Raw genomic sequence first — 6,870 nt, forward strand, 5'->3', positions numbered from 1 at the left:
GAGGTCGTTCAGCTCAGGAAACGGCGCTCGCTCGGAGCACGCGTTCGGCTGCTGCCCAATTGTTTGTTCAGCTTGCCGATCAGACAAGCAATAGATTGTCGAAATTCAACAAGAACTCGTACACCTTGCCGTCGTTCTCGTTCGGATTCGAGTTGTTGTCCACGGCGCGATCGACGATATAAAGGCTCATCTGGTTCGGATCCTCGCTGCTCGGCGCCAGCGCCAATCCCGCCGGTTTGCGCGCACCCGCCGCCGAAATATCCAGCGTGCCCAATAAATCCCCCGTCGGTGTCGCCATGACCACCGACTTGCGCGACGCAATAATGTAAAGCAGGTCGTGGACAGGGTCATACTCGACGCCTTCCGGATCGTGGACGCCCAGTGAAGTCGCGACAAAACTCGTCACGATATCATCGCCGCCTACGGACGGCACACCGTCGAATTTGCCGTTCGAGCCCGGGTCGATCGTGTAGATGGTGTCATTTGCCCCACCCGCGAGGTACAGGACCCCACGCTTGGTGTCATAGGCTAGCCCTTCTGGATCTTTGCTGCCGAATGCGGCTGTCTTGAACGAGGTCACGATGTCGTCCGACGTGTCGTAAAGTCCATCCGCGCCGGGGTCGAGCTCGTAGACGCTCCTTGTACCGGTGTCGTCCGCGAAAAAGAGATGCCGATTGGCTGGATTGTAGGCAAGTCCGGCTGGCTCATCCGAAAAACTGATGGTGGTGAGCGGCCTCACCAGCTCGCCGCTCAGACTCATCTCAAAGAGATTCTTGCCCGTAAATATCGACATTTCATCGACTTCGCCATCGGAAACCAGCAGCGTGCCGAGATGCGAGATATAGGCGATCCCCGAAGGGTCGGGGCTCGACGGTGACCACTGTGAGGTCAAGATGGTATGCACCAAGGTCACCGACGTCGGCACCTGATTGTTCGTGCCGGTCGTGACACTCACGTCGAAGGTTTGGGTAGCACCGCTTCCGTCAGACGAGCTCGCCGTGACGGTAAGGGTGATGGACGGCTGGGACTGGGCATTAAGCGTGCCGGTACCCGAGCGCGTGATGACGCCGTTGGCATCGATGGAGAAGCGATTGTCGTTGAGGCTGTAGGTGACCGTATCGCCGGCATCGGGATCCGTAGCCGATGCGATGATTCCGACCTCTGTGCCTTCAGCCGCGTCCTGGGCGATCTGATTGGTGTCAGGGTCAGCGTCGGCCGGGGTATTGAAGGCGATCGATTCCGGGCTGTCAAGAATATTGAGGGTATAGGTCTGGGTTGCGCTGCTTTGGTCGGACGAGGTTGCCTTCACCGTGAGGGTGATCGAGGTCTCGGTCTCGAAGTCGATGATGCCGGTGCCCGAGCGCGTGATGACGCCGGTATTAGCGTCGACGGCGAAGCGTGGGTCGTCAATGCTGTAGGTGACCGTATCGCCGGCATCGTGATCGCTGGCCGAGGCGGTGATCCCGACTTGCGTCCCTGCGGCAGCGAGTTCAGCGATCTGGTTGGCGGCCGTGTCGGTGTCGGCCGGGGTGTTGAAGGCGACCGGATCGCTGGACAGCGGCACATAGTATTCGATGTGCAGCAGCGGCGCGCCTGCGGCGCTGCTCTCAAAGGATTCCGCCGTGCGTGTACCGGTGCCGGTGATCAGGAACACCATATCGTTGAGGGCCGCCCAGCCGGCACGGTCGACGATCTCCTGGATAATCGCTGCAAGGTCCGGCGTGCGCTGGGCAAGGCCGGCCTCGCCCACCGTCGTCCAAGGGTCCGGTTCCCAAGTCACGGACGTGGCCGTCCTGGTGCGCGAGGACACGTTGAACTGGACGCTGGCAAAGGCGGCGGCATCGTCCGTGTCTTCCCCCTGAATCAGCAGTGATACCGCCCCGGTCTTCACCTCATCGACCGTGAAATGGATGTAGGCGTTGGTGATAATTGCGCCGGGGGGGAGGTCGATACCGGTGAAGCGAAGCCCCACTGTCTGACGGCTGCTGCCGTCGTAGCCCAACTCCAGATCAGAAACGTTGCTTGACATCGAGCCTGTGCCTCGTTCCTCGACGTCATCTCCAGCGGCGGCCACTCTTGTCTCGAAGATTATCGGCGTGTTGCTGGTGGTCGCCATCGCGGCGGTCGCGGGTGCGCTGTCGACGGTGACACTGGTGACAGCAATGTTGGATAAAGCCGCGCCGTCATTCACCGCGACCTCGATCGTCCGCGTCTCGGCGCCGGGATCCTTGCTGGCATTGTTGAACAGGACCTGCCGCAGGGCGGCCTCATAGTCGGCGCGTGTCGCCGATCCGGTGAGGATGATCGTGGTCGATGTGGAGGCCGGATCGATAGCGATGCCAGCGGGCAGATCAGCGGTATTCACGATGAGTTCGTCACCCGCTTGCGGGTTGGTGAGCGTGACCGTCGCGCCGCTCATATGCGTGTCGTCGCCGTCGCTGATGACGGCATCCGTGTCAGCGATCGCGACCAGCGCGCCGCCTGGGGCGAAGGTGACGTCATAGCCGGTGCCGTCTGCCGAGCCGTCCAAATCCAGCACCGGCGCCTCGTTTGGCGGCGGATAGGCATAGTCAGCCGCCGTCTCCGCCGTGTTCCCGGCCGCGTCGGTGGCCCGGGCGCTGTAGGCGACGCTACCGCCTCCATAGTCGGTGTCCAGATATTCCCACAGACCGGAGGCGGTCGCCGTCACGATACCGAGCAAGGCGCCATCGCGATAGATATCGATACTGGCTCCCGCCTCGGCGGTGCCGACGAGTCGCAAGCCGCTCTCGGCCGGATTGATCGAGGTGATTTCCGGTGCGGCAGTGACGCTGTCGATCGTGATCTCGAACGGATCTGAGGCCTGCAGGTCGCTGCCTTCGCCAGTTTCGGCAGTGAACCTATGGCGATCGTCGGCAAGCTCAAGGGTCGTGAAACTCCAGGCGCCGCTCTCGCCCGACGTTGTCGTCCCCAAGAGGACGCCATCGGCATAAAGACGCACCGCCACACTCGGATCGGCGCTTCCGATCAGCGTGATCGACCTGTCATTGGTCAGCCGGTCACCTTTGATGCTGGAATCGACGCTGAAGTTGGTGATGACGGGTTTGGTACCAGCCATCGGAATCTCCTTTACCCTAGCGTTTTCCGGGTCTAGGACGCCTGAGGGTAACGTCATAGGCGGCTGCCGACCATTGGAGGACGGACGTACTGTCGCTCATCGACGTGACGGCGACGGCTGCGCTGGAGGGAGACGGCCAAGGTGAAGCAGTCCGCAGCTGATTCAAATGCGCTCACGCGTTATGAGACGGTAATGATTCGTACTCCGCCACATCGCCCCCCAGTTTGACTGATCGCGCCACCGGTCAGTTCGGACCAACCATATCAAGTTCGCGGGCATCAGCGCCATAAGCTTTAGTGAGTAGCAACTAAACCCAATTGAAGGGCCAGCTGCAAGACTAAGTGTTCGCCTGGGGATCGGGTGACCCGTCTCACATGCTCGCTGGCGTCGATCAATTTGTTGCCGAACATGACGTTTCGCGACCTGAAGCCGTTCGATTGATCATTCGTGACTGGCTGACCAGGCACCAGGTGCTGAAGGCTGAGTGAATCACCGGGCGTTGAGTTCAAGCCCGTTTCCTCTTCAATCCCTCCCCGCCAGAGCTTGCCTGGGCGCGCATGATCAAAAACCCCGAGGATCGACGCGAGGCGGCCCGTTCGTACATCGAGTCGGTGGGCGGAAAGCTGCACGGGTTCTGGTATGCTTTCGGAGGGCATGATGGCTGGAATCTTTGGGAGGCGCCAGACAACGTGTCGATGGCATCGGTCGTGCTTGCCATCGGTGCGGGGGGAGCGCTCAGCTCGTGCGAGACCGTCGAAGAGACGATGGAAGTCCTTGGGAAGGCGAAGTCGATCCAGCCGGGATCGTAAAAGACCGGCCACTGAGCCTCGCCAGCGCGCGTTCTTGCCGGCCGCCGTCCCCCCTCGCGCGTCCTGAGGCATGCCTGTGACCTGCCCTATGCCTACGCCGCCCGCTTCTCGCCTTCGCTGATCTTGGCTCTTCACGCCTTGCCCGAGCTGGCCACCTCGGCCCCGAGCGGCGCCTGCCGGATCTGCCTGAGAATCTGACAGCCCCGAACGGTTCCCCCCTTGCGGTCATCCGCGCGGCGCTTTCAGTCGCCGGCGTCGAGTGCATCCCCGAGAACGGCGGCGGCGCCGGGTTGATTCAGCCTAGGGTGCGTCCCGCCGATTTGCCGCCCTTTCTGTCAGTTTTCGCGACGACCACCAGGTGCGGAAAATCAAGTGCGGCTAACGACCAAGGCTCCGCCCGAAAAAAAATTAGGCGACTTTGAGTTCCTTGACCGCCTTCTCGAAGGCGGACTTGATCGGCTTGGATACGTCCTCAACGGCTTTGGTCGTGACGGCCTGGAGCTCCTTGGCCTGCTCGACGGCCGTTTCAACCTGCTTGCGAACGAAGGCGGTCTGCAGCTCAACGAATTCGGAAGGCGACTTAGCGGCGATTAGGGCTTCAAAGTGCGAGAAGGCGGCTTCAGTATTGGCGCGCAGAACGGCAATTGTTTTCAGCGACAGATCGCTGCCAACGGCTTTGGCGGTTTCGAAGCTCGACTCGAGAGCCTTCTGGGCGTCTTCAGAGTCGGCCTTGAATTTGGTAAGAACTTCTTTCGACTTTTCGACGCCCTTTTCAGCGGCAGCGCGAAACTCGGCCGTAGCCTTGGACGGATCGAAGGTCGGTAAGGCGGTATCAGGGGTTTTTTCAGTGGTGGGCATAGTTTCCATCCTTCAGTGAACACCCCAAACGCCCCGTTCATTTATGAAACCGACACAACCCAATAGCAATATTTTTGTGCGCCGCACCATGAATTTCTTCCCCTGCGGTAACCGAGCGCTGAAGGCAGGGCGGCGCCACCAATCATTGGCGGAAACGGAACCTGGGGCACTCGCATGCCTTTCATTTCGATTTTTTCCCGATTCTTGCCCCGGGACCGCTCCATGGGCCGCTTTTCGAGTAGAAGCTTTCTCCGCGAAATGGAACCCAGTCTTCCTGTGCTTTGCCGGCGCGGTAGTTCCTTCACGGCAATGGCGCCGGGCGCCGACCGGGCAGCAGCTGATAGTGCGCCCGATCCATCCGGCCGCCGGACGTGATGGGTTCTCACTGCAACAGACTCCATCATCAGGGTATAGTCCCTAAGCGATCGCCGACGGCGGAGGAAAGAGCAAATGTCCGTGGATGCGGCACCGAGAAAAGTGGACGCCGAATATGCGATTGAATACCTCCAGGAACATCCGGAGGCCGGGCTTTGCTGCGAGGATCGGCGCTGGTGGATTACGCCTAACGCCAACGAGACCGATCAGCAGGTCCTGCTTCTTGATGTGGTCGAGGCTGAGCGGCTCAAAGATGAACCTCGCCTTCGACTGTTGTCCGGGATCGCCCATGCCGGCCGGTCGCTCTGGGTCCTTCGGAGAATGACTTAACTATGTGCCATCCTCTAACACCCTGAGTGCCAGACCGTGTGTAGACAACGCGGCTGCACGTGGGCGCGCCGTCTCCTTCCGTTAACCTGCCGCTTCGCCGAAGCCATTCGGCCGGCTGTCCCGTCCATCCTGCGATCCGGTATCACAAACCTTCGAAGCATCGCCATGGCGCTGAACCAACGCCGCGTCCGCGCCACTCGGGCCGGTCACTGGCAGGTGTCGAATGTGCGGAACTTTTCTAACCGGAAGCATAGAGAGGTGCCGAAGGAGAAATAGCGGCTGGACCGTCCGAAGAGAAAGGCGATCGGCACGCACTCAACCTACTCGTCGATGCTCCACCGGTTCAGTGCCATCGAGCCTTCTCATGTTTCCAGAAAATCCAGTCCGCGGTAACATGAGACAGAGGGGACATGCACAACCTCAGAAAGGGAGGTGCGCCATGAAAGTCAAAGACGCAATGCACAAGGGTGTCGACTGGGTCAGCCCCGAAATCGCTGTCACCGAACTGGCGAAATTGATGCGAGCCGAGGATATCGGTTCGATTCCCATCGGAGAGAACGACCGGCTGATCGGAATGGTGACCGACCGCGACATTGTCTGCAAAGGACTGGCGGAGGATGGTTTCGACAGCCGCACCGCGACGGCGCGCGATGTCATGACGACCGGCATTCACTGCTGCCGCGAAGACGATGATCTGGCCAAGGCCATGCGGCACATGGAGGAACTGAAAATCCGCAGGTTGCCGGTGATCAACAAGAGTATGCGGATGGTCGGCATCCTCAGCGTCGGCGACGTCGGTCAGTCGGCGCCGAGGGAACTTGTGTCCGAATACGTCAAGAGCGTTTCCGCCCATCACCACTGAAGGGCGGCTCGCCCGGCGGATAGTCGATATCCGTCGGGCTTCGCCCACGCGCTCGATCGAAGGCCTCAACCGGGCTTGCGCGAAGCTGGTGAAAAACGCTCTCGGCCTTGCCGGGCCGCTCAAGTCGACGATTTGACTGTCAGCCGGCCGATCGAGCATACGCAACTACCCAATTGGATAACTGTGGCGGCGAGCGGTCCCGATCACATAGGGTCGGAATTCGCGGACTTAATCCTCGCGATGGCCGCCTTAGCGGCGTCCGTAATGATGGCGCAGACAGCAGCGACGAGCCTCGGCCGCCGAGCATCCGAAACATCGCGCAACTGGCGGTCGCCTAGATTCACCGATGCCTGGCTGCCGTTCATAGGAAAGCGACGCTGCCCGAAGCAAAAGACGACAGTGTTTCTCGACTCTATTCCGCCGCCTCGGCATAGAGCGCGGGAACATAGTTGAGGATCGGTCCAAGCCAGCGCTCCACCTCAGCCAATGGCATGTCCTTGCGGCGTGCGTAATCCTCGACCTGATCGCGCTCGACCTTG

At 60.6% G+C, this 6,870-nt stretch carries 5 protein-coding genes; 3 read left to right on the forward strand and 2 right to left on the reverse strand.

What is annotated here, in order from left to right; all coding sequences use genetic code 11:
* Positions 1 to 79 precede the first annotated feature (79 nt).
* Positions 80 to 3,097 carry a hypothetical protein gene (locus ACFX5Q_RS13125; protein ID WP_404278392.1) on the reverse strand — a complete coding sequence of 1,006 codons (3,018 nt, stop codon included), beginning with the start codon at positions 3,095 to 3,097 and terminating at the stop codon, positions 80 to 82.
* 557 nt (positions 3,098 to 3,654) lie between these two features.
* On the opposite strand from ACFX5Q_RS13125, the gene ACFX5Q_RS13130 reads away from it, so the two are divergent.
* On the forward strand, positions 3,655 to 3,906 hold the full coding sequence (locus ACFX5Q_RS13130; protein ID WP_404278394.1) for a GYD domain-containing protein: 252 nt from the start codon (positions 3,655 to 3,657) through the stop codon (positions 3,904 to 3,906).
* A 408-nt stretch (positions 3,907 to 4,314) separates the two neighbouring features.
* Here ACFX5Q_RS13130 and ACFX5Q_RS13135 read toward each other — a convergent pair whose 3' ends face one another.
* Positions 4,315 to 4,773 (reverse strand): phasin, encoded by a 459-nt coding sequence (locus ACFX5Q_RS13135; RefSeq protein ID WP_404278396.1) that lies wholly within the window; start codon positions 4,771 to 4,773, stop codon positions 4,315 to 4,317.
* A 441-nt stretch (positions 4,774 to 5,214) separates the two neighbouring features.
* Between ACFX5Q_RS13135 and ACFX5Q_RS13140 the strand changes: the two genes are divergently transcribed.
* Positions 5,215 to 5,469 carry a hypothetical protein gene (locus ACFX5Q_RS13140; protein ID WP_404278398.1) on the forward strand — a complete coding sequence of 85 codons (255 nt, stop codon included), beginning with the start codon at positions 5,215 to 5,217 and terminating at the stop codon, positions 5,467 to 5,469.
* Positions 5,470 to 5,908: 439 nt separating this feature from the next.
* Entirely contained in the window at positions 5,909 to 6,331 is a 423-nt protein-coding gene (locus ACFX5Q_RS13145; protein WP_404278400.1) for a CBS domain-containing protein, read from the forward strand.
* The last annotated feature ends 539 nt before the right edge of the window (positions 6,332 to 6,870 follow it).

It is taken from the genome of Mesorhizobium sp. IMUNJ 23033 (assembly GCF_044778005.1).
Classification (GTDB): domain Bacteria; phylum Pseudomonadota; class Alphaproteobacteria; order Rhizobiales; family Rhizobiaceae; genus Mesorhizobium; species Mesorhizobium amorphae_A.

Bases quoted from the DNA above. Each gene is read 5' to 3' on its own strand.
- ACFX5Q_RS13135 (WP_404278396.1), bottom strand. From the start codon at position 4,773: ATGGAAACTATGCCCACCACTGAAAAAACCCCTGATACCGCCTTACCG.
- ACFX5Q_RS13145 (WP_404278400.1), top strand. From the start codon at position 5,909: ATGAAAGTCAAAGACGCAATGCACAAGGGTGTCGACTGGGTCAGCCCC.
- ACFX5Q_RS13140 (WP_404278398.1), top strand. From the start codon at position 5,215: ATGTCCGTGGATGCGGCACCGAGAAAAGTGGACGCCGAATATGCGATT.
- ACFX5Q_RS13130 (WP_404278394.1), top strand. From the start codon at position 3,655: ATGATCAAAAACCCCGAGGATCGACGCGAGGCGGCCCGTTCGTACATC.
- ACFX5Q_RS13125 (WP_404278392.1), bottom strand. From the start codon at position 3,097: ATGGCTGGTACCAAACCCGTCATCACCAACTTCAGCGTCGATTCCAGC.